18 protein-coding genes are annotated in these 23,438 nt (G+C 36.9%); 12 read left to right on the top strand and 6 right to left on the bottom strand.

All coding sequences use genetic code 11. The annotated features are described in order from the left end of the window. The first annotated feature begins 206 nt into the window (after window positions 1-206). From parE to AC3A54_RS10515, 9 genes are all read left to right on the top strand, one after another. Window positions 207-2,186, top strand: coding sequence for a DNA topoisomerase IV subunit B (gene parE, locus AC3A54_RS10555; protein ID WP_487654431.1), 1,980 nt, complete (start codon window positions 207-209; stop codon window positions 2,184-2,186). Continuing rightward, entirely contained in the window at window positions 2,183-4,621 is a 2,439-nt protein-coding gene (gene parC / locus AC3A54_RS10550) for a DNA topoisomerase IV subunit A (RefSeq protein ID WP_487654430.1), read from the top strand. The genes parE and parC overlap by 4 nt, the downstream gene beginning before the upstream one ends. A 98-nt stretch (window positions 4,622-4,719) precedes the next feature. Further along, on the top strand, window positions 4,720-5,478 hold the full coding sequence (locus tag AC3A54_RS10545) for a hypothetical protein (RefSeq protein WP_487654429.1): 759 nt from the start codon (window positions 4,720-4,722) through the stop codon (window positions 5,476-5,478). A gap of 91 nt (window positions 5,479-5,569) precedes the next feature. Beyond that, window positions 5,570-6,025, top strand: a complete 456-nt coding sequence (locus tag AC3A54_RS10540) for a staygreen family protein (RefSeq protein WP_487654428.1) — start codon at window positions 5,570-5,572, stop codon at window positions 6,023-6,025. A 179-nt stretch (window positions 6,026-6,204) separates the two neighbouring features. Further along, a complete protein-coding gene (locus AC3A54_RS10535) occupies window positions 6,205-7,932 on the top strand; it encodes an ABC transporter ATP-binding protein (protein WP_487654427.1) in 1,728 nt (575 codons plus the stop codon). Beyond that, window positions 7,929-9,827: an ABC transporter ATP-binding protein gene (locus AC3A54_RS10530; RefSeq protein WP_487654426.1), complete on the top strand. Its 1,899-nt coding sequence runs from the start codon at window positions 7,929-7,931 to the stop codon at window positions 9,825-9,827. Before AC3A54_RS10535 ends, AC3A54_RS10530 begins: the two co-directional genes overlap by 4 nt. Window positions 9,828-10,223: 396 nt before the next feature. After that, window positions 10,224-10,400, top strand: coding sequence for a hypothetical protein (locus AC3A54_RS10525; protein WP_487654425.1), 177 nt, complete (start codon window positions 10,224-10,226; stop codon window positions 10,398-10,400). A gap of 20 nt (window positions 10,401-10,420) precedes the next feature. Next, a complete protein-coding gene (locus AC3A54_RS10520) occupies window positions 10,421-10,681 on the top strand; it encodes a hypothetical protein (protein WP_487654424.1) in 261 nt (86 codons plus the stop codon). A 1-nt stretch (window position 10,682) separates the two neighbouring features. Further along, window positions 10,683-10,847, top strand: coding sequence for a PH domain-containing protein (locus tag AC3A54_RS10515; RefSeq protein WP_487654525.1), 165 nt, complete (start codon window positions 10,683-10,685; stop codon window positions 10,845-10,847). 121 nt (window positions 10,848-10,968) lie between these two features. On the opposite strand, the gene AC3A54_RS10510 is transcribed toward AC3A54_RS10515, so the two are convergent. From AC3A54_RS10510 to AC3A54_RS10490, 5 genes are all read right to left on the bottom strand, one after another. Continuing rightward, a complete protein-coding gene (locus tag AC3A54_RS10510) occupies window positions 10,969-11,340 on the bottom strand; it encodes an rRNA methyltransferase (RefSeq protein WP_487654423.1) in 372 nt (123 codons plus the stop codon). Window positions 11,341-11,369: 29 nt separating this feature from the next. Continuing rightward, a complete protein-coding gene (locus AC3A54_RS10505) occupies window positions 11,370-12,140 on the bottom strand; it encodes an LAGLIDADG family homing endonuclease (RefSeq protein WP_487654422.1) in 771 nt (256 codons plus the stop codon). A gap of 151 nt (window positions 12,141-12,291) precedes the next feature. Then, a complete protein-coding gene (gene xerS / locus AC3A54_RS10500) occupies window positions 12,292-13,371 on the bottom strand; it encodes a tyrosine recombinase XerS (RefSeq protein WP_487654421.1) in 1,080 nt (359 codons plus the stop codon). A 101-nt stretch (window positions 13,372-13,472) separates the two neighbouring features. After that, the gene (locus AC3A54_RS10495; protein ID WP_487654420.1) at window positions 13,473-14,303 is read right to left on the bottom strand and encodes a hypothetical protein; all 831 of its coding nucleotides are present in this window, start codon (window positions 14,301-14,303) and stop codon (window positions 13,473-13,475) included. Between the two features lie 604 nt (window positions 14,304-14,907). Beyond that, complete coding sequence (locus tag AC3A54_RS10490; protein WP_487654419.1) at window positions 14,908-16,158, bottom strand: ATP-binding protein; 1,251 nt, start codon at window positions 16,156-16,158, stop codon at window positions 14,908-14,910. 173 nt (window positions 16,159-16,331) lie between these two features. On the opposite strand from AC3A54_RS10490, the gene AC3A54_RS10485 reads away from it, so the two are divergent. The 3 genes from AC3A54_RS10485 to AC3A54_RS10475 all read left to right on the top strand — a co-directional run bounded on the left by AC3A54_RS10485 (window position 16,332) and on the right by AC3A54_RS10475 (window position 19,930). Next, window positions 16,332-17,003 (top strand): helix-turn-helix domain-containing protein, encoded by a 672-nt coding sequence (locus AC3A54_RS10485; RefSeq protein ID WP_487654418.1) that lies wholly within the window; start codon window positions 16,332-16,334, stop codon window positions 17,001-17,003. Window positions 17,004-17,308: 305 nt separating this feature from the next. Further along, window positions 17,309-18,508, top strand: coding sequence for an iron-containing alcohol dehydrogenase (locus AC3A54_RS10480; protein ID WP_487654417.1), 1,200 nt, complete (start codon window positions 17,309-17,311; stop codon window positions 18,506-18,508). A gap of 51 nt (window positions 18,509-18,559) precedes the next feature. Then, window positions 18,560-19,930 carry an aldehyde dehydrogenase gene (locus AC3A54_RS10475; protein WP_487654416.1) on the top strand — a complete coding sequence of 457 codons (1,371 nt, stop codon included), beginning with the start codon at window positions 18,560-18,562 and terminating at the stop codon, window positions 19,928-19,930. Window positions 19,931-20,169: 239 nt separating this feature from the next. Here the strand turns inward: AC3A54_RS10475 and AC3A54_RS10470 are convergent, their stop codons facing one another. Beyond that, on the bottom strand, window positions 20,170-23,334 hold the full coding sequence (locus AC3A54_RS10470; RefSeq protein WP_487654415.1) for an efflux RND transporter permease subunit: 3,165 nt from the start codon (window positions 23,332-23,334) through the stop codon (window positions 20,170-20,172). Window positions 23,335-23,438: the final 104 nt, after the last annotated feature.

The following is a 23,438-nucleotide window of genomic DNA, read 5'->3' as shown; positions in this document are numbered from 1 at the left end:
AAATTACGTATTTGCCAAATCTGAATAAATCGCTACAATTAAGCATAGACGTCACAAGAACATGTGATAAAATAAATAGTGGCAAACATGGGTTCTATTCCATTTTTTAAAGGATTAATGACTCATTTGAGCGAATGATTAAATTGAAAGTTTATAAAGCAATTAGAAGGTTTTTTCTTTTTGTAGGGTATGAAAGGGGTATTTTAGTGGCAAGAACTCAGCAAGCTTTTGATTATAATGATGATGCCATACAGGTGCTTGAAGGGTTAGAAGCCGTCAGAAAGCGCCCGGGAATGTACATTGGCAGTACGGATGCACGAGGACTGCACCATCTTGTGTATGAGATCGTGGATAACTCTGTCGATGAAGTGCTAGCTGGCTTTGGTGATCACATTATTGTAAAAATACACAAAGATAATTCCATAAGTGTTATTGATAGAGGACGTGGAATGCCTACAGGAATGCACAAAATGGGGAAACCTACACCTGAGGTTATATTAACGGTCCTTCATGCCGGCGGTAAGTTCGGCCAAGGCGGTTATAAGACGAGCGGTGGTTTACACGGTGTTGGTGCATCTGTTGTAAATGCATTATCAGAGTGGTTAACCGTTACCATTAAAAGGGACGGATTTATTTATGAGCAGAGGTTTGAAAATGGCGGTAAGCCTGTAACCACACTTGAAAAAATCGGTAAAACGAATCAGACAGGAACAACGATTCACTTTAAGCCGGACTCATCTATTTTTTCTACCACAACGTATAATTTTGAAACTTTATGTGAGAGGTTAAGAGAATCAGCCTTCTTGCTAAAAGGACTGAAAATCGAAATTATTGACGATAGAAACGGATTTCACGAAGTGTTCCACTTTGAAAATGGTATTGAAGCATTTGTTGAATACCTAAACGAAGAGAAGGATACTCTCCACCATGTTGTCAGCTTTGAAGGAATACAAAATGGCATTGAAGTAGAATTTGCTTTTCAGTTTAATGATGGCTATTCCGAAAATGTCCTTTCGTTTGTAAACAATGTTCGCACGAAGGATGGCGGTACGCACGAAGCTGGTTCCAAAACAGCAATGACCCGTGTTTTCAATGATTATGCTAGAAAAGTATCGCTTTTAAAGGAAAAAGACAAAAACCTTGATGGTGCAGATATTCGTGAAGGCTTAGCGGCAATTATTTCTGTAAGAATCCCTGAACAATTGCTCCAGTTTGAAGGACAAACGAAAGGAAAATTAGGTACTAGTGAAGCAAGATCATCGGTTGATGCAGTTGTATCTGAGCATCTCACTTATTTCCTTGAAGAAAATCCTGATATTAGTTCTTTACTCATTAGAAAGTCTATCAAAGCATACCAGGCACGGGAGGCAGCTAGAAAAGCTCGTGAAGATGCAAGAAGTGGAAAGAAAAAGAAACGGTCTGAAGCAGTCTTGTCAGGGAAACTGACTCCGGCACAATCAAGAAATCCGCAAAGGAACGAGCTTTATCTGGTTGAGGGTGACTCTGCGGGTGGATCAGCTAAGCAAGGTCGTGACCGTCGTTTTCAGGCGGTACTGCCACTTCGGGGTAAAGTTATTAACACGGAAAAAGCAAAGCTGGCTGATATTTTTAAAAACGAAGAAATTAATACCATCATTCATGCAATCGGCGGCGGTGTTGGTTCAGATTTCAATGTAGAGGATATCAATTACGATAAAGTCGTTATCATGACAGATGCTGATACAGATGGAGCTCATATTCAGGTTTTGTTGCTTACATTCTTTTATCGTTATATGAAGCCATTGCTAGAAGCAGGAAAAGTATTTATTGCCCTTCCGCCACTGTATAAAGTGAGTAAAGGCACGGGTAAAAAAGAAATCATTGAATATGCCTGGAATGAAGATGAGCTTCAGGATGCCATGAAAAAGATTGGCAGAGGCTATATTATTCAACGTTATAAAGGTCTCGGAGAAATGAATGCGGATCAGCTATGGGAAACAACCATGGATCCTGAAACTAGAACGCTGATTCGAGTGAGAATTGATGATGCTGCAAGAGCGGAACGCCGTGTAACCACACTTATGGGCGATAAGGTAGAACCGCGACGTAAATGGATTGAAAGTAATGTGGCATTTGGTTTAGAAGAGGATGACACCATATTGGAAAATGAAAATATAACGGTCTCTGAGGAGGGTTCTGAAGGATGAGCGCTACAGAAAAATTCCGTGACTTACCTCTAGAAGATGTACTTGGCGATCGTTTTGGTAGATATAGTAAATATATAATTCAGGAGCGTGCCCTACCAGATGCCAGGGATGGTCTAAAGCCCGTACAACGAAGAATTCTTTATGCTATGCACGTGGAAGGTAATACATTCGATAAGGGCTTTCGTAAATCAGCAAAAACAGTCGGTAACGTAATTGGTAACTATCATCCGCATGGTGACTCTTCCGTGTATGAAGCAATGGTCCGGATGAGTCAGGACTGGAAGGTTAGAAACGTTCTTGTCCAAATGCATGGTAATAACGGTAGTGTAGACGGTGACCCGCCTGCTGCAATGCGTTACACAGAAGCTCGCCTCTCGGCTATTGCAGCTGAACTGTTACGTGATATAGAGAAGCAAACGGTAGAATTTATTCCAAACTTTGATGATACATCAAAGGAACCAACTGTATTACCTGCGATGTTTCCAAACCTCCTTGTTAACGGGTCTACTGGGATCTCTGCCGGATATGCAACGGATATTCCACCGCACCATCTTGGGGAAATCATTGATGGGGTAATCATGAGAATGGAACAACCTGATGTTTCAGTCGATGAGCTTATGACGATTGTCAAAGGCCCCGACTTTCCAACGGGTGGGATTATTCAAGGAATAGATGGGATTAAAAAAGCCTATGAAACTGGTAAAGGCAAAATTATCGTTCGAGGAAAGGCCGAAATTGAAGAAGTTCGCGGTGGTAAGCAGCAAATTGTGATCACTGAAATTCCTTACGAGATCAATAAGGCAAACCTTGTTAAAAAAATGGATGAATTCCGCCTTGATCGGAAAGTCGAAGGAATGTCTGAGGTTCGGGATGAGACAGACCGTACAGGCATGCGAATTGTTATTGAATTGAAAAAAGATGCCGATGCAGAAGGTGTTTTAAACTATTTATATAAAAATAGTGATCTTCAAGTAACCTACAACTTTAATATGGTCGCTATTCATAAAAAACGGCCAAAATTAATGGGTCTTCGAGAGCTACTAGATGCTTATATCGAACATCAAAAAGAAGTGGTTACAAAAAGAACCCAATTTGAACTAAACAAGGCAAAGGAACGCCAGCACATCGTTGAAGGATTAATGAAAGCATTATCCATCCTTGATGAGGTTATTGCAACGATTCGTGCATCGAAGGATAAACGCGATGCAAAGGACAATTTAATTGCGAAATATGCGTTTACCGAGCTACAGGCAGAAGCCATCGTTTCTTTACAGCTTTATCGCTTAACAAATACAGATATCACTGCTTTAAGACAGGAAGCAGAAGAATTGGCCAAGAAAATCGAAGAGCTTACTAGCATCTTAGCAAGTGAGAAAAAGCTTTTCTCTGTCATTAAAAAAGAGTTAAAAGATGTGAAAAAGCGCTTTGCTGATGAACGACGCTCCAAAATTGAAGCGGAAATCGAAGAATTGAAAATAAATCTAGAAGTAACTGTACCAAGTGAAGATGTTATTGTTACCGTCACGAAGGAAGGGTATGTAAAGCGGACAAGTCAGCGTTCGTACGCAGCTTCCAATGGACAAGATTTAGCAATGAAGGATTCCGACCGATTATTTGCACAGCTCGACATGAATACAAAGGATGTCCTTCTTCTCTTCACGAACAAAGGGAATTACTTATTCTGCCCTGTTCATGAACTGCCTGATATCCGCTGGAAGGATCTTGGACAGCATGTGGCCAATATTATTCCAATTGAACGTGACGAGGAAATTATCAAAGTCCTTCCAATTAAGGATTTTGAAACGGAAGCCTTCATAGTGTTTGTTACCAAAAACGGAATGGTAAAGAAAACTGAGCTTAAAGCATATAAAGCACAGCGATATTCCAAGCCGCTTGTTGCTGTGAATCTTAAAGATGATGACCAAGTGATTGACGTTCACTTAACCGATGGAACGAAAGAAGTATTCATGATTACCAATTTCGGGTATGCCCTATGGTTCCATGAGGAAGAAATTAGTATTGTTGGTCAACGTGCTGCTGGTGTGAAAGGCATCAATTTAAAGGATGGCGACTTTGTAGTTGGCGGTAAACTAATTACTCCTGACAGCAAAGAAAGCATTGTCATTGCTACGCAGCGTGGTTCTGTGAAGAGAATGAAGTTAAAAGAGTTTGAAAAATCTTCTCGTGCTAAACGTGGTGTAATCATTTTAAGAGAGCTAAAATCGAACCCACATCGAGTCATTGGCTTCGTTGTAGGTAATGACCCGGACATTATTTTTATTCAAACAGAAAAAGGCTATATAGAAACCTTTAAAGCTGAAGATATTCGTTTTAGTGACCGTTACTCAAACGGTTCGTTTATCCTTGATGAGGGTGACAACGGTAAGGTTAGTAACGTTTGGAAAGAGGAAGCTACTCAAAATCCAAGTGAATAAAATGATTAATGGACTCTCTAAAATTTAGAGAGTCTTTTTTTCATCATTTTTCCATTTCTGGACATACTAGTTATTAACAAGGTTTGGAGGGGAAATGGATGAAAAAAGAGATGCTGCTTGCTATGGTTGCGTGTTTTTTTATATCTTTAACTGCCATTACCGGAGTTTACGCAATCGAAAAAAGTAAAGAAACAGTAACGATATACAAAGAGGAAATGGATATTACCGGAGATGGAAAAGATGATGTTATTTTGTTAAAGGGAGTTCCCTATGATGAAGAGGATTCTTTTTTAAAAAGAATTTATCTTGAAGTGGCCGCTTCCAATGAGAAAACATATACCCTTTCATTAGAAAGTGGTTCTAAAGCTTCCGTTCAGCTCATCGACCTAAACAATGATGGTGTAAAAGACTTATTTACGAGTGTGCTATCGGAAGAAAATGAAGGAACCGTGGTCAACTTCCTTTACTCTTTAAAAGACTTTGAAGTCACCAAATTAGCAGTACCTGAACCACTCGAGATGGAGAGTCACTTTTTAAATAATTATAAGGCAGAGATCCGATTAGCCCAAACCGGAAAGTCTTATTTATTCGATCTAAAAGATCGAAAGAATTATTATAGGAAAATGGGCGTCTATTATAAAGGAAAATTAAATGAACCAACCGAATTAACCGTCAATACATTTAATAGTTTGAATCCAGTTACACTTGAAGGAGAGATAAAGGGGCTAAAAGGAATACAACGCGTAACTGGTATTGCAAATGGTGACACGATTGCATTGGTTGAATCTACTTGGATATTTGACAAGGGTCATTGGAGATTGCTTTTTAGCGATGTAAAGAAGAACCAGCCAAATTAACTAAACTGTTTATTCATGCACTAGGCATTTGTCACGAAAAAAATTGCATTTTCATATACTAAGGTAGCTCTTTTGAAAGGAGGAAGCTTTGATGAGTGTCTTCATTCCTTCAAAACTATCAGTTACCTATCTTGCCCCTGCTACCCCTTTTCGTCCTGTAGAGGGAAGAAAATATACACTCACACATTCCGATACCACTGGACAGCTATTTCTAACAATAGGTTGTGAATACAATTATAGTGCTATTAACTATAGTATGCGCGATGAGGTATTGGCTGAGTGGATACCCCAATTAGGGGAATATTCATTGTGTGCTCGTGTTTATGTAAGCGGTGGGGAATATGATGAAAATTACACAAAAGTCCGTTTTATGATTTTTCAAAAGGAATTAAATTTAGCATTAAAAGCAATTGTTAATGGGGACCAAGCATTCTATTCAAACTTCCCATGGCTGTTGGATGCCCCAATCTATGTTCATTTTGAATCTATTTATCCTCAATTTAATCAGGTTATATTTTACGGTACACCGAGGAACTATTTGATTTGATTATAATTAAGATATTAATTTTAAGCACAGGTAAACCTGTGTTTTTTTGTGGGAAAACAACTAATCTTGGTAAAATTTGACCAAATTTTTCATGGGGAATATACTTAATTCACTAATGCTGAAAAAGGAAGTAATAACATTATTTTTTTAATTTTTTAGTAAAAAGGGAGGGAAGATTTTTGTTAAAATTAACAAAATACTTAAGACCATTTCAGCAGCCAATCTATCTGGTACTTTTCCTTGTCCTTCTACAGTCATTAGCTGAGCTTTATCTGCCAACGTTAATGTCCGATATAGTCGACAAGGGCGTAGTAACAGGAGATACGGACTACATATGGAGAATTGGCGGTTTTATGTTGCTCGTAGCGGCTGGAGGAATGATTTGTTCCATAGTAGCTAGCTATTTTTCGGCGAAGGCCGCATCAGGTTTTGGAAAATTATTGCGTTCTAGCGTATTTTCTCATGTGAGCAAATTTTCCTTACATGAATTTGATCTATTGGGTACGTCTTCATTGATTACAAGAACAACGAACGACATTACTCAAATCCAACAGGTGCTTGTAATGATGCTGAGAATGATGGCCATGGCACCAATGATGTGCATTGGTGGGATTATTATGGCCTATTCAAAGGATACCAAATTGACGCTAGTGCTGGCCGTTTCTTTGCCTGTTCTTGTAATTGCCATTGTCATCATCGCTAGAAAAGGGATCCCGCTATTTAAAGCCATGCAGGTAAAACTGGATAAACTTAACCGGGTTTTACGAGAAAACTTAACAGGAATTCGCGTCATTCGCTCCTTTAATCGGACTGATCACGAGAAAAAGAGGTTTAATGAAGCCAACTGGGATTTAACGCAAACCGCTATTAAAGTAAACAAACTTATGGCAGCAATGATGCCAATTATGATGCTCGTCCTCAATCTTTCAACCGTTGCTATTATTTGGTTTGGTGGTCTTCGTATTAGCAGTGGTCATATGCAGGTCGGAGATATGATGGCATTTATTCAATATGCCATGCAAATAATGTTCTCATTTGTCATGCTATCTATGATGTTCGTGATGATACCACGGGCCTCCGTCTCAGCTGTCAGAATAAACGAGGTCCTTGAGACTGTGGCAGATATTAATGATCAGTCTGTGTCTATGTCCGTAGAAAGTGTCCGGGGTCGGGTAGAATTTAAAGATGTCACGTTTAGTTATCCTGGAGCTGAAATGCCAGCGATCGAGAATATATCTTTTAAAATGAAGCCTGGTGAGGTAACTGCCATAATAGGTGGAACAGGGTCTGGTAAATCAACACTCATTAATTTGATCCCGCGTTTTTATGATGCAGACAGTGGCACAGTCTTAGTAGATGGTGTAGATGTGCGAGAAATGACACAGGAACGACTCCGTGAAAAGATTGGCTTTGTTCCGCAGCAGGCTGTGCTTTTTACTGGGACGATATCAGAAAATATTCGTTACGGTAAAGAAAATGCAACAGAGGATGAGGTAAAGCATGCATCTGATATCGCACAAGCAACTGATTTTATTTCTGCAATGGATGAGGGCTTTGATGCGAAGATTGCTCAAGGGGGAACAAATGTTTCGGGTGGTCAGAAACAGCGCTTATCCATCGCCCGTGCACTTGTGCGACAACCAGAGATTTATATTTTTGATGATAGTTTCTCTGCATTGGACTTTAAAACAGATGCTAAGCTGCGGTCTGCATTAAAACAGGAAACTGCTGATTCCACCGTATTAATTGTTGCGCAGCGTGTCAGTACAATTATGGATGCAGACCAAATTATTGTTTTAGATAATGGCCGAATCTCAGGAATTGGTACACATAAAGAATTGATGGATAAAAGTCCGGTATATCGTGAAATCGTAATGTCTCAGCTTTCCGAGGAGGAGATAGCATGAGTAGAGAGCCGAAAAAACAAGACGGCGTACCAGATGGTCCTCGGAGACCGGGGCCTGGAGGCGGATTCGGGCCTATGGCCATGGGGATGCCTGTCCAAAAAGCAAAGGATTTCAAAGGAACACTTAAAAGATTAATAGGATACTTAAGACCATATAAACTACAGCTTCTTTCTGTATTACTTACCGCAATGATCAGCACTGTATTCGCTATTGTCAGCCCCAAAATTATGGGTAAGGCAACAACCAAACTGTTTGAGGGCTTAATGATGAAGCTTAAAGGTGTGCCTGGAGCAAAAATAGATTTTGACTATATTGGTCATATCATTATTTTATTAATTGGTCTTTATCTATTGAGTGCGATATTTGCCTATATTCAGCAGTATATAATGGCAGGAGTCGCTCAAAAAACCGTCTATAACCTGCGTAATGAAGTGGAAGAAAAACTTAACCGACTGCCGCTAAAATACTTTGATTCCCGGACACATGGGGAGATTCTCAGCCGTGCAGTGAATGATGTAGATAATATTAGTACTACTTTACAGCAAAGCTTAACCCAGCTCATTACTTCGGTTGTCACGTTAATTGGAGTGATTGTAATGATGCTTTCAATTAGTCCGTTGATGACACTAATCGTGGTTGTTACACTGCCGTTGAACTTTATTGCCACTGCAAAAATCGCAAAAAAATCCCAACAGTTTTTCAAAGGTCAGCAAAAATCGTTGGGACAACTTAATGGACATGTAGAGGAAATGTATACAGGTCATAAAGTCATTAAGGTATTTGGGCATGAAAAAAAGTCTATTGAACAATTTGAGGGGATAAATGAAAAGCTTTATCAAGCAGGCTGGAAAGCACAATTCGTTTCTGGCATGATTATGCCTTTAATGTCTTTTATTAATAATATTGGGTATGTTTTAGTATCCGTTGCTGGCGGTATCTTAGTTACAAAAAAGGCGATTGAGATCGGTGATATTCAAGCTTTTATCCAATATACTAGACAATTTTCCCAGCCAATCGCTCAAACAGCATCGATTGCAAACGTTATTCAGTCAACAGTTGCGAGTGCGGAGCGGGTGTTCGAGATATTAGACGAGACCGAAGAGGTGCCTGAAGCGGTTGAAGCTCTCGTAATTGATTCTCCAAAGGGTGACGTAGCATTTGAAAATGTCTCGTTTGGATATAAAGAAACAGAACTGTTAATTGAAGACATGAATATTGAAGTGGAAAGAGGCCAAAAGGTGGCGATTGTAGGGCCAACAGGTGCTGGTAAAACAACCCTTATTAATTTATTGATGCGATTTTATGAAATCAACGAGGGTAGAATTTTGATAGATGGCATTGATATTAGACTGTTAAAACGTGCGCACCTTAGAAGCTTTTTCGGTATGGTGCTGCAAGACACTTGGCTGTTCAATAGCTCGATTCGTGACAATATCGCGTACGGTAGAGAGGGAGCAACAGAAGAGGAAATTATTTCAGCGTCACAAGCGGCTAACGCCGACCATTTTATCCGCACACTACCTGAAGGTTATGATACGATTTTGAATGAAGAAGCATCCAATATCTCGCAAGGACAGAAGCAGCTATTAACGATTGCCAGGGCGATTTTAGCAAACCCTGCTATTTTGATTTTAGATGAAGCAACTAGCAGTGTAGATACTCGGACTGAAGTGCAGATTCAGCGGGCCATGAATCATTTGATGAAGGGACGAACGAGCTTTATTATTGCACACCGGTTATCTACGATTCGAGATGCTGATCAGATTCTTGTGATGAATAATGGAAGTGTGATTGAAAAAGGGAATCATGCAGAGTTGTTAGCAAGTGGTGGCTTTTATGCTGATTTGTATAATAGTCAGTTTACTGGTAGTGGTGGAATAATAAATGTAGGATAGTGTAGTTGATAGAGGCGTTTAGGGAGTCTAGTGGACTTTCTAGACGTTTTTTTTGTAACTTTTGTAGTGGTGGGTCGTAGATAAGAGGTAGGGAGTTGTGCGTAGATTTGGGGGTATTATCCATATTTTGTAGAATTCCTCTGTGATTTTGTAGAATAACTCGTAAATTTGTAGAATTCTTCTTTAGTTTTGTAGAATTGAGTATGGATTTTGTAGAATTCCTATGCAGCCTATATGCCATTTGAAGATAAAAATCAATTTTGTGTAGAAATCCATTGATTTTGTGTAGAAAAAGCGTAAATCTGTGTAGAAATCTTTTAATTTTATGTAGAATAATAACAATTTCGTGTAGAAATCTTTTAATTTTGTATAAAAAAATTATATGAGGTGCCCATTATGAATGAAAGAATCGAAAATGCGATGAAAAATGCTCGAGCTTCGTTAGAAATCGATGGATTATCTCTAACAGAGGCTCAAATTCAGTTGGTACGGGATCGACTTAAAGGAAAAATCAAAGAAGAGGAGTTTTTAAAAAAGGCATATGACATGGCAACCAATAAGGATAAAAAATAGTAGAAGGGAGGCCTAACGATATGCGGTTCTATTCAAAAAAAGGGCTTATCACCGGGGTTCTTATATGGGGTACCATACTCTTTTTAATAGGATCATTCATTTTTCTCCCCGGAGGACCAGAGGGGATGGGGCAGACCACTACAACCATATTAACTACTATTTTATTAACCACATTTATTAGCTGGGTGTGGTTCGGAACGTATTATGAAATTAAAGGAAAACAATTAATCGTTGTCGGTGGACCATTTCGTTGGAAAATTGATATTATGTTAATTAAATAGTATTCGAAAATCATTAAATCCATTATCAAGCCCAGCATTATCAATAAAACGACTTCAAATACGATATGGTAAATACAACACAATTTTAATTTCACCTAAACATGAAAAAGAATTCTGTAAGATGATCAAAAAAATAAATCCTAAGATTGAAATCAATTTAAACTAAAAAAATTCATTCTGTCTCAATATCATAAGTATACTTGAGTATTGAGACAGTTTTTAATCCCATTTTTATATGTTCCTAGAATATGTATTATGTTCGGGGCGTTGTATAGAATCCTAAAATTTTACTCTATCCGATGTTTATAATTACTTTTTTTAGCCTTTTCCACATCAACAAAATTAACACTATATTCGATTACATCATTAATAAATAAACCATGACTTTTGGCAAATTCTTTTACTTTTTCTAATAGGTTTTTGTCATAGGTTGTTTTATATTGAACCCTGTCAGTAGGTCTTAATTCTTTGTTAAAGCTAATATAGCCTTTAGATAAAACATTTTGTAATCCACTTTCAATTAAGTAGTTAATATGTGTATTATTGTTTGCTGCTACTTCATTTAAATCATTTATTAAAGATCTACTAATGTTTGTTCTGAATTTAATTCTCGAATTATCTGTTGTTTGAATCAACTTTCCATTTACTGATACCCACATTGCAATCACTCCTAATATTTAATATTGACTTATTTTTCATTTAAACGTTGTGTCATATAATCCTTTTTATATGAAGTGTAATAATCCATTTCATCATTATAAATAATTTTTGCTAGTTTAGGAAGTTCGTATTTTCCTTTAACCCAAACTCGGTATATCTGATTACCAGCATTACTAATTTGGGATGTTATCTCTGTTCGTAAGTTCCAAGATTGAAATACAGATAGAAGTCCGTTTGCAAATCCAATACTTCCTGTTGTTATATTCATTACATATCCTGTCTTTTGAACCCAACCATCACCATCAACCACACCTCTTATAAATGCAGGTAAGTATTTATTAGGAACATCTGGAAAGGACACTGTTAAAGATTTATTATGATAGATCCCTAAATCCTCCAAGTCTTTTTTTACTGTTTTTGAGTTAATAATTAAAGTAGGGGTCAGTTTTGTTTTTGCAGTTGGAGATAAAATATAATCCGCACTCATATAACTTGCAATTAGACGTAATATCTGTTCGTTTTTTTGAGTAAACGAAATGGACTGAGTATCTTTATTAACGCATCCATCTGTAATAAATAGACCTAATACCCATGCCATTTTATTTGTCCATACCTTAAAGAAATCTTCATTCACCTTATGAATTCGAACTGTTCTATTTGTTTCAATATCATGCCTGTTTAAAAGTTTTCTAATTCCACGATCTGTTAATCCAGTAGCCTCAACCATCTTTTTATAGGATAGACCATTTAAGTACATTTCAATGATTTGCTCGTTAGTAATATCTTGCTTTCTAGGCATTTGAACATCCTCCTAATATAGAAGTACCCTAATTTAATTATACGAACAAATGTTCTTTGTGTCAAAAAACAAGAGAATAATATCAAATAAAAAATCTGTATTTGTCTAATAATCGTAACAAATACAGACCAGTAAAAAATAAAAGTCAAATTTAATCCTTCGGCATATCCATCTTATCAACAGCATCCTTTAGGTCATCATTCCGTATATGTGTATAAATCATTGTCGTTTGGATCGAGGAATGGCCTAGTTGGCGTCGTAATTTCGGTACATCATTAATCTCTGAATGGTATCTGGTAGCAAATGAATGCCGCAGCTTATGTACCGATAACGCTGGTTTACCAAATGCTGCAGCATATTTTTCGATTAATTTTTCCACCGCACGCGCTGTCAGTCTACGAGATTTACCTATAGGGCCCATGGGAGCCGAAATAAATAGCGCTTTATTATTCTTATCAATCTGGTATTTTGAAACTCTGACAGCCAAATATTCTTGTAAATCCGCCATCGCCACCTGGCTGAAATACACATATTGTTCTTTATTTCCTTTACGAATCACTCTTGCTGTGAATTTACTAAAATCAATATCATCTACATCTAATCCGACCAACTCAGATAGACGGAGGCCGGAGCCTAAAATCAACGATACAATAGCCGTATCACGCTGCTGATTCATTTTATAAAAATGATAGATTCTCTTATTATCCTTGTTTAATTCGCCGTAATCATGCGCAATAAACGCTCTAAACTTCTCATATTCATCTCCAAGAAGGATTTTGCCTTCCATTTTGTTGGCGATTGTTTCCATGCTTTCCTTAATCTCATTAAATTCAATCTTAGCCATAACATTTCGTTGAATATAAGGCTGTAAATCACGTGTTTCAGCGATATTCTGCAAATAGTTGAATAAGGATTTCAGCGCCGAAAGCTTACGATTGACGGTAATTTCTTTGTTATTTAATTGATAATGTAAAAAGTTTAAGAAATTATCAACTTCGATTACAGTCATTTTCTCTAATTGTTCAAGTGGAATATCTTTAACATCGCCGGACCACAATTGCTCACTGATCATCCAATTAAAAAAGATCCTAAAATCATGACAATAGTTCAATAAGGATGCTGCCGAAAGCTTTCGTTGTTTGTGATTGATATATTCAGCCACATACCAAGGCAATTCATTTAATAATTGCTGCAGTTTTTTATAATTTAATTGTTTTATTTGATTCGCCATAAATTCACCTCATCATTTATATATTCGCCCTCCCCTTTTTAAAATCCTTCTATTATTACGTCAAATTTATATTTTACGTAATTTTTATCAGAATAAGACAATTAGAATAATTCCAACTCTAATTGTTCTTCATATTCCCCTCTATCCCAACGAGCCTTGAATTCATGAAACTGTTTTAACGTATTATTTTTTTTACCAAATATTTTATGGAATAATTGATGAATATGCTTTCTTAATGGTATACCAACTATTTCGTCATGTTTTTGTTCTAAACATTCAAAAATGAGTTGCAATTCATCTTCGGTATAATCATTTTTATTCCTTCTTTTGTCAAAATTTAATTCTTTTAATACTTCATCACGTATGGCAGCAAATGATTCAGTATGATGTATCTGCAAATCATTTGTTCGTTCACCAGTAACTACACATCTAAAATCATATTTAATTAAAGTTTTATATTTCCAATTTTTCGTACTTTCTCTTAATGCCATACTTAAAGATGTAATTCCACCGTTCCAATTTGGATTATTATCCCCGCTATACCATTTGCTTTTTATCTGATTATAACAATAAGGGCAACCATTCCCATTAAGTAAAGCATAAAATTCCATTTTGTTGACTTTGTCTGGATGCTTTAAACATCTATATTTCATTTTTGAAGAACTATTATTGTAACTAGTTTCTAATAATTGATATCCACGTTTTTCAAACTCTGATCTAACTTCATCGATTGAATATTTTTTACCTGAACAGCAAATGCAACCTGTTTTTCCTCTTATAAGGTTATCAAAAGTTGTATTCTGTTCATCATTCGGATGAATTGGGCAGCGAAAACGCATTTTCACTCGAGTGCTGATATATTCCTGCTCCAACAATTCATAGCCCCTTTCTTCAAACGCTTGTTTTACCTCTTCATAAGTAAATTTTCGCATTTATTTTCCACTCCTAAAACTTTTTTACCTAACACTTTTTTACTTATAGTTTTGTAAAAACCTAAAGAAGAAAAAAAGAGCATAGACTCATTTGATTATGCGAGTCCTGCTCCTATTTTGCTTGTCCATTATTTTATTTCGGGAAATATTACAAATATTCTACTTAAGAACGGTTCCATACCTGAGCTTTAGTCTTAGAGGATTTATACGAAAGATTAATTTTATTCGCAACTGTTCTTTTCATTAAAACAGTGGAACGAGAGGTTAAACGTTATTATTCTCTTCTATAGTTTACGACAAGAATTACCAATTTGTCCATATGTCTTGTTTTAAAGACATACACATTTATTGAACTTCCTCGTCCCTTGTCCATTTTTTTAAACTTTCATTCGATATACAAACGACATAATTGTTTATTAATTAACAAATCTAGTAAAAATTGTTCATTATATTTATGAAAGTGAACTATCCCTAAACAGCCTTAATCTCGCTATTGCAGTGGCACATTTTTTTCGTCTAATTATGTTGGCAGATTTGTGTCTTTATACAACAAAAAAATAATGACACAAAAATCCTGTGTTCCAGGAATTTTGTGTCATTACACTTAGGTTATCTCAGGTAAAAGAATAATAAATTCTGTCCCCTTATCCTTTTCACTGTTTACATATATTTTACCCTTGAATAAGCGGACAATTTGAAAACTGACCATCATCCCTAATCCAGTTCCACTTTCCTTTAAGGAATAAAATGGAGATCCAAGCCGATCAATTTGTTCTTTAGTCATGCCGATTCCTTGGTCTTTAATGATAATCTTTATATATCCATCATTCGTTGAATTACATGAAATCCAAACAGTCCCGCCATCCGGCATTGACTCTATCGCATTTTTTAAAATATTTATCAAAGATTGGTTTAGTTTTTGGGGATTAGCATAGATCCAACAGTTATCACGAACATCAGTTTTAACGTCAACCTTATGGTTCTTGGCATACCCTTGGATGATATTTGCTACACGCTGCAGCTGATAACCAACTTCAATTTTTTCGAAATGATTTATGGAAGGTTTTCCAAAAGATAAAAAATCATTTATAATTTCATTTGCACGATCTAATTCTTCTATGGATAATTGGATATATTCCTTCTTTTTATTAGGTGAAACAGGCTCGTTTAAAAGTTGCAAAAAGCCACGAGTAACTTGCAACGGATTTCTAATTTCATGTGCGAAAACACTTGTTAACTCACTTATAACTCGTAATTTCTCCGAATTTTGCATCTCTAACCGTAGCTGGTGAATCTCCCTTATATTTTCAATTAACAAAGTGAAGACCCATGTAACGACTACTACAAAAATAAGATGAATCAACTGTACTTTAATGTACTCTGTGGAAAAATCTCTTAGAATACCAAAAAAAATAAGGCCAAACATACAGTAGTAAAAGGAAAGACTAACAGCAACTTTTACCCTTTTATCTTTTTTCGAATTTACAAATGGTTTTTGAAAAAACAATATTACAGGCAGAGAGAATAATAAGACAAGAACAGTATTATAAAAACCTATACTGAACCCAAAATATAGCCGAAAGATAATGATAAGGGCTGATAGAAAGATGCCAGGCCAAAATCCGCCGTATAAGGTTCCAAATAAAAGAGGAATAATTCTTAACTCCAATCTAGCATTTTGCCCATAACTCACTGGAAAGGACATGCAAAATAAGATTGATATTCCCCACAAAATGGTCATTATTAAGTTTCGATTCTTATCAGTCTTTACCCTCTCAGTAATAAATGTATAGTAAATAAATATGGGTACGACCATAAACGTTAATTGCAGCAAAAAATCCTTTATTATACTCATCTTCGTTACCTTTTCTTTTCTATTCAAAATCTCACACTGATTCCATATTATACTTTAATGGTGTAATTTGTCGACTATTGTTCTTTTAACCGAAAAAAATTAGTATTTCTTTCCCCTTATATTTGATATCTTATAAATAACATAATGAAAAACAGATCGTGAGGGCTGCTGCAATGATCTTAACAAAAAGAAGACGTGAATTTTTGGATCAAATTTGCCTACAATATCATACAACCAATCTTCCTGTACATTATTCAGAGGTGGCCGAAGCAATTGGTGTGAGTAAATGGACAGCGTACGATGTGCTAAAAACCCTTGAAAGCCAAGGTCTTGTAAAACGAAATTATTCTACTAATGAAAATGAAACAGGGCGTTCAGTTGTGGTCTTCTCCCCTACTGAAATGGCAGAGGAAATGTTCCAAAAAGAACGAAGAGAAACATCTAATATGGAAGAATGGGAAGCAATTCTAAACCATATGACAGAATTAATTGAAAATCATCAAAATCTACCCTTAATGGATGCGATTCATAATATTATCACTCTCATGAAAACAGTCGACGTTAAGCTGGAATTTTGTGCTTACTTTCTATGTGTCCTGATTTTATATTTAAATAGCTTAGGAAAAACTGTTAAGAGTCTCACTGTCAACATGGTCAATGCGTCACCAGAAACCAAAGTCAAACTTACAGTATTTGTCGGTGCGGTTATAGGTATGATTATTCAGTCTGTCGGTGATGAATTAAGTCCTGAAATGATTACATTAGTACAACAATTTTTCGAAAATGTTAATCAACTAAATGGAGAGGAACTACAGTTACTTATCGCGTTTATCGAGCAAAGCTAATAACTCCCTTCCCCTCATTACTATTGTTAGTCAGTCAGGACTCCACTGTCTGACTATTCTTCTTTATTTAGGAATTTATATTGATTCTGCGCATATAATTTTCTGAATATTAATTATATTCATAAGACTCTCTTGACAATTATCAAATAATCACGTTATATATGTTGTATACCTATTTATTTTTTGGTCTTTTGGGTATGAATAAACCCTCTTTTTGGGTCTTTTGTGTATCCTCCAGATTTACATCTACTTCGTAGACTACTATAAAAGGCAATCCTATATTTTTATAAAAGCGAGGTAATGTTATGTATAAAGTCTATTGCAGAACCTTTCAGGGAGTGATGAAAACTACATCGTACTTCTTACCCTGGAAAGAGCCTGAATTATTAGAGGGTGAAAATAGTTTATATGAATTGCCGCTACGAATCAAAAGTCAAAATATTGAAAGCGTTTTAATCGTTACCGACCAAGGTATTGTATCTGTTGGATTAATAGATGAATTTCTTGAAGCCCTACGTAAAGAAAAAATTAAATTCGTTGTGTATGACAAAACCGTACCGAACCCAACCATAGATAACATCGAGGAAGCTTTGAAATTGTATCATTCTAACCATTGTAGCGGGATTGTTGCTTTCGGCGGGGGCTCTCCCTTGGATTGCGCTAAAGGTGTTGGTGCACGGGTGGCTAGACCTAATAAAAGCATTCCCCAGATGAAGGGTATATTAAAGATTCTAAAGAAAATGCCCCCCCTTTTTGCCATTCCTACTACGGCTGGTACAGGAAGTGAAGCCACTATTGCAGCGGTAGTCTCGAACAGTGATACGCATGAAAAATATGCATTAATGGATCCTTCTCTTCTCCCTCATGTGGCTGTATTAGATCCTTTGCTAACGGTTAACCTGCCCCCACATATCACTGCCGCTACGGGAATTGATGCTTTGACACATGCGGTTGAAGCCTATATAGGGAGAGGTAACACCAAGGAAACAAAGAAATACAGTATTCAAGCCGTAAAATTAATTTTTGAAAATTTGTATGAAGCTTATTCTAATGGGACAAACATAAATGCACGTAAAAATATGCAAAAAGCGGCCTATTTGGCAGGAATGGCATTTACTAGAGCGTATGTTGGTTATGTCCATGCAATCGCACATACACTAGGTGGTTTTTATTCCGTACCGCATGGTCTGGCAAATGCAGTCATTTTACCATATGTACTAGATTATTATGGGGATTCAGTCTATCAGCCGCTTTCAGAGCTTGCTGATTTAGTTGGACTCAGTCAACCTGGAGATACTATTGAACAAAAGGCACGTAAGTTCATTGATGCCATAAAGGAACTTAATGAGAGATTAGAAATACCCAAAAAAATCAGCGGAATTATCGACAATGATATCTCTGTGATGGTGGAACGAGCTTTTAAGGAAGCCAATCCCCTCTACCCTGTGCCGAAAATTCTCTATAAACAGGACTTAAACACACTTTATCAACTAATTAAGGAATAAGATGTATTTCATTACTGCTGTAATGTCAAATATAGCAAGGTGGTTGAAGAAATGGAAAACTATAGCTCCCTAGTAGCTAAACAAAAATCTTACTTTCGAACGGAAATGACAAAAGACCTTACTTTCCGCCTCGATGCACTTCAGAAGCTGCGAGCAGCTATTAAAAATAATGAAAACAGACTAATGGAAGCACTTAGAGCAGATTTAAACAAATCTGAGTTCGATGCCTATACCTCTGAAATTGGTTTTGTTCTCGAGGAATTACGATTTACGATTAAACATTTACGTTCTTGGGTGAAGCCAAAACGAGTAAAAACACCGCTTACCCATATCGGTTCAACTAGCTACATTTATTCGGAACCATATGGTGTGACGTTGATTATCGCTCCATGGAATTATCCGTTTCAGTTAGCCATTGCACCTTTAATCGGCGCCATTGCGGCAGGAAACTGCGCCATCATTAAACCTTCAGAGTTAACACCGAAAACATCTGAATTACTTGGTACAATGATAAAAGAGTTATTCTCCGAGGAATTTGTTGCAGTTGTTCAAGGCGGTGTAGAAACTAGTCAGACGTTACTGCAGGAGAAGTTTGATTATATCTTTTTTACCGGAAGTGTCCCTGTGGGAAAAGTAATTATGGAAGCTGCTGCGAAAAATTTGATTCCTGTTACATTAGAGCTTGGTGGTAAGAGCCCTTGTATTGTACATGAAGATGCCAATATAAAACTTGCTGCAAAACGAATTGCTTGGGGAAAATTCACTAATGCCGGTCAAACATGTATTGCACCCGACTACTTATACATTCATAAAAACATCAAAGATCAATTCCTTCAACAATTTAAAGAGACAACAATGGAGTTATATGGAATTCAACCTTTAAACAATCCAAACTTTACTCGGATTGTAAGTGAACGTCATTTTGAACGATTAACTTCCTTCTTAGATAACGGAAAGCAGTACATGGGAGGTCAAACAAATAAAGACAAATTAAGTATAGAGCCGACCGTTCTTACTCAAATCACTTGGGAAGATCCGGTTATGCAGGATGAAATTTTTGGTCCGATCCTTCCTGTGCTAGAGTACAGTGATTTACATGAGGTGATTGAGGGAATTCACCGTCACCCGAAACCGCTCGCCCTTTATATTTTTACAGAAAGCAAAAACCTCCAACAAGAGGTCTTAAACAGCGTTTCATTTGGTGGAGGGTGTGTAAACGATACAGTGTACCACTTTGCCTCTCCTTACCTCCCATTTGGCGGAGTGGGAAATAGCGGCATCGGTGCTTATCATGGAAAAGGAAATTTTGATACCTTCTCCCATAATAAGAGTGTACTTAAGCAAACGACCTTATTCGATATCCCCTTTCGCTACCCGAATGTTAAAAATGGACTACAAAAAATAAAGCTCTTTATGAAATAGGCTGTATTAGAGAACATTGTTCATTTATATACCCTGTTGATTGGAGAGGAAGGCACGAAGACTCCTGTGGGAGTATGGTTCAGGGGAGACCCCGCAGGCGCAAGCGCCGAGGAGGCTCGCCGAAACACCCACGGAAAGCGAAGTGCCTGGAGCGGAAATCAACAGACTAGTTTAACAAAGCTATGAAATAAAACAACTCGGCCTCTTTGATAGAGTGCCGAGTTGTTTTTTTGTTACTTTTATTCATTTACTGCGTGCTTTCTCACTTTTCTCTTCAATTTCATTAATGTTTCATACACAATCGGAACAATCAACAAAGTGAGTAATGTAGAACTTGTTAACCCACCAATTACAGTTACACCCAAGCCTTTTGTGATCAAACCGCTTCCTTCGATACCTACCGCAAGTGGAATAAGGGCACCAATAGTTGCAATAGCAGTCATGAGAATCGGACGAACACGCGTTCCTGCTGCTTCAATTATAGCATCTCTTGTAGAAAAACCTTCGTTTTCTTTATGAATGACACGGTCTATTAAGACAATCGCATTGGTTACTACGATTCCTATTAACATGAGTGCGCCTATCATTGCAGATACGCTCAAGGTTTCTCCAGCAATCAGTAACCCCATCAAACCACCAATAATTGTAAATGGCAGTGAGAACAGAATAGCAAATGGAGCTAATCCGCCTCCAAATGTGATTACAAGGACTAAGTAAACAATTGCAATTGCTGCAAGCATCGCAAGTCCAAGTTGTTTGAAAGAGTCATTAATATCTTCCGTTACACCGCCCATTGAAACATCCACATTCGCTGGAATGTCAAGCTTATCTACCTTTTTCTGTACTGCAGTTGATACTTTTGCTACATCCTTCGTTTTAATCTCACCCGTTACATTCGTATAGATACGACCATCTCGACGTTTTATCGTATCTGACGTATTTCCTTCTTTAATTTCCACAACGTCTTTAATTGGAACATTCACTCCAAGTGGTGATGTTAGGGTCTTATCTGTTAGTTCATGAATATCAGAATAGCCCTTCTTCTCCACATCTACATATACATTTAATTCTTTATTATCTTTTTTAATAGTTGTTAATACCTGGCGTTGTCCATTAGCTGAAAGCTCCATGCCAATTTGGGCTGCTGTTAGACCCAGTTGACTGAGCTTTTCTTGATTGGCAACGAGCGTATATTCATCATAGGTAGCAGAAATACCTGTTTTTACGTTCGTAAGTGAGCTATTTTCTTTCATGATCTTTTCAATATGGCTGACAATAGGTTTAATGTCATCAATGGTATCTCCATAAACATTAAGTGCCAGCTGGTTACTTGAGCCCATACCAGAGAAATCCTGTTTCCCCCACTCACCTTTATCGTTTCTTTCCTTTAAGGCCTTAATTACATTTTCTGTCTCTTTATCAAAATTCTTCGTGTCTTTATCGTAACCAACGAAAAACATGGCAGAATTACTTTCACCAGGATTCATTGGATTCTCTCCACCAACAGAAAACTGTATATCTTTTACGTTCTTTCTATTACTTAAAAATTCATTTGCTTCTGTGGCAATTCGCTCTACATCTTCTATTGTTTGTCCTGGCGCAGGCTTGTAAGTCGCCACAATCATTTTCTGTTCATCAGAAGGTAAAAAGCTCACTCCAATGACAGGCACTAGGAACAAACTTCCAACCAACATCAATATTGCCAAACCAGAAGTGATTAGTTTATGATTTAACGCCCATCTCAAAACTTTTCTATAAACAGAAGCTAATTTATTTGGCTTATCTTCCTCGTGAATGTGTTTTGAGTTAACACCTTTCTTAAATAGGGAATGAGCCATCATAGGAACTACGGTTATCGCTACTAATAAAGAAGCGAGTAACGAGAAAACTATGGTTAATGCAAATGGCAGGAACATTTCTCCGATTGGTCCCTTAACTAAACCTAATGGAAGGAAAACGGCAATAGTAACAATGGTAGAAGACATAATTGGCATAAACATTTCTCTTGTGGCTTCTACAATAAGTTCTTTACCAGTAAACTTTTCATTTTGTAAGGACATTCTTCTAAATATATTTTCAATAACAACAATGGAGTCGTCAATCACGCGACCAATTGCAACGGTCATGGCACCGAGTGTCATCATATTAAGTGTGATGTCCATTTGTTTTAACAGTAATACAGCAATAAGTAGTGATAGCGGAATAGATACCACTGAAATGATTGTAGTCCGGCAGTTTCTTAAGAAAAGCAAAATGATAACCATCGCAAAGATAGCACCAAATATGGCTTTATCCAACATAGTTGAAACAGATTCTTCGATTGGTTTTCCTTGATCGAATATTGGTGTTACCTTTAAACCATCAATCTTCTTTTCCAACTCACTTAGCTGGTCCTTAACCGCATTGACAACATCGACTGTATTGGCATCTTGTGCGCTTACGATTTGTAATCCAATAGATTCACGGCCGTTTGTTTTTGAGATGGATTCTGCTTTCCCAACTACTTCAACCGAAGCAATATCCCTTAATTCAATTGTTGGAATACCAGCCTGTGTTGGGGTATTTTGCCCTTGAATGGATGATACCCCAGTTGGGTTTTGCTGTTTCCCTTGTGTGGGGGAGGTATTTCCCGTCATCCCTTGCTGTTGTCCAACTGAAGATGGAATAACCGGTATTTTTAATGACTTTAAGTCTTCAAGCGTTTGAATATTTCCATCAACAACTACAGACTTTTGGGTATCCTGAAAGGTATATAAGCCTAATGGAAAAGAAATATCAGATGCTTTAATTAAATTGCGAATCGTATCTTCCTGTAATCCATATTGTTTTAATTTATCTTGGTTAAATCTTAACTGAACTTCATCTATTTGCTGGCCAGAGATTTGAACTGAACCAACTCCATCAATCCCTTTAAGTTCCGGAACGATTTTCTTTTCCACCGTATCAGTTAATTCAGCTAATGTTTGTTTTTTATTGGAAATGCTTAATGACATTACAGGTATGGATGAAAAGCTTAAACGTGATACTTTTGGTGCTTGCACACCATCTGGTAAAGAAAGATCATTTAATGCTTCTTTTACTTCGTTTTGTGCCTTTTCCATGTCTTTATCAAAATTGTATTCTATTTGAATGGAAGAAGCATTTTGGAATGAAGATGAACTTACAACTGAAACACCATCTAAATTCTGTACTCTACTTTCAATTGGTTCTGTAACTTTCTCTGCGACCTGCTCAGGAGTAGCTCCTGGATAGACGGTTAAAACTGTAACAAGTGGTGTATTGATATTTGGAATAGTCTCAAGCTTCATATTCATACCTGAATACAAACCGGCTACTGTCACAATAATCGTTAATAACCATACAGCAAACTTATTCTTCAATGAAAATTGAATGATTTTTTTCATATATTTCTCCTTATTTGTAATGTTGTTGACAATTAAAATGAATTCGTCTAGCATTTGACTATATTGAACAAAACTAATGTTACTGACCGGACAGTCATAAGTCA

The sequence above is a fragment of the Neobacillus sp. Soil_C_43 genome (assembly GCF_057656715.1).
Note: the sequence above shows the minus strand (reverse complement) of the source record. Positions and strands in the feature narration are given on the sequence as shown.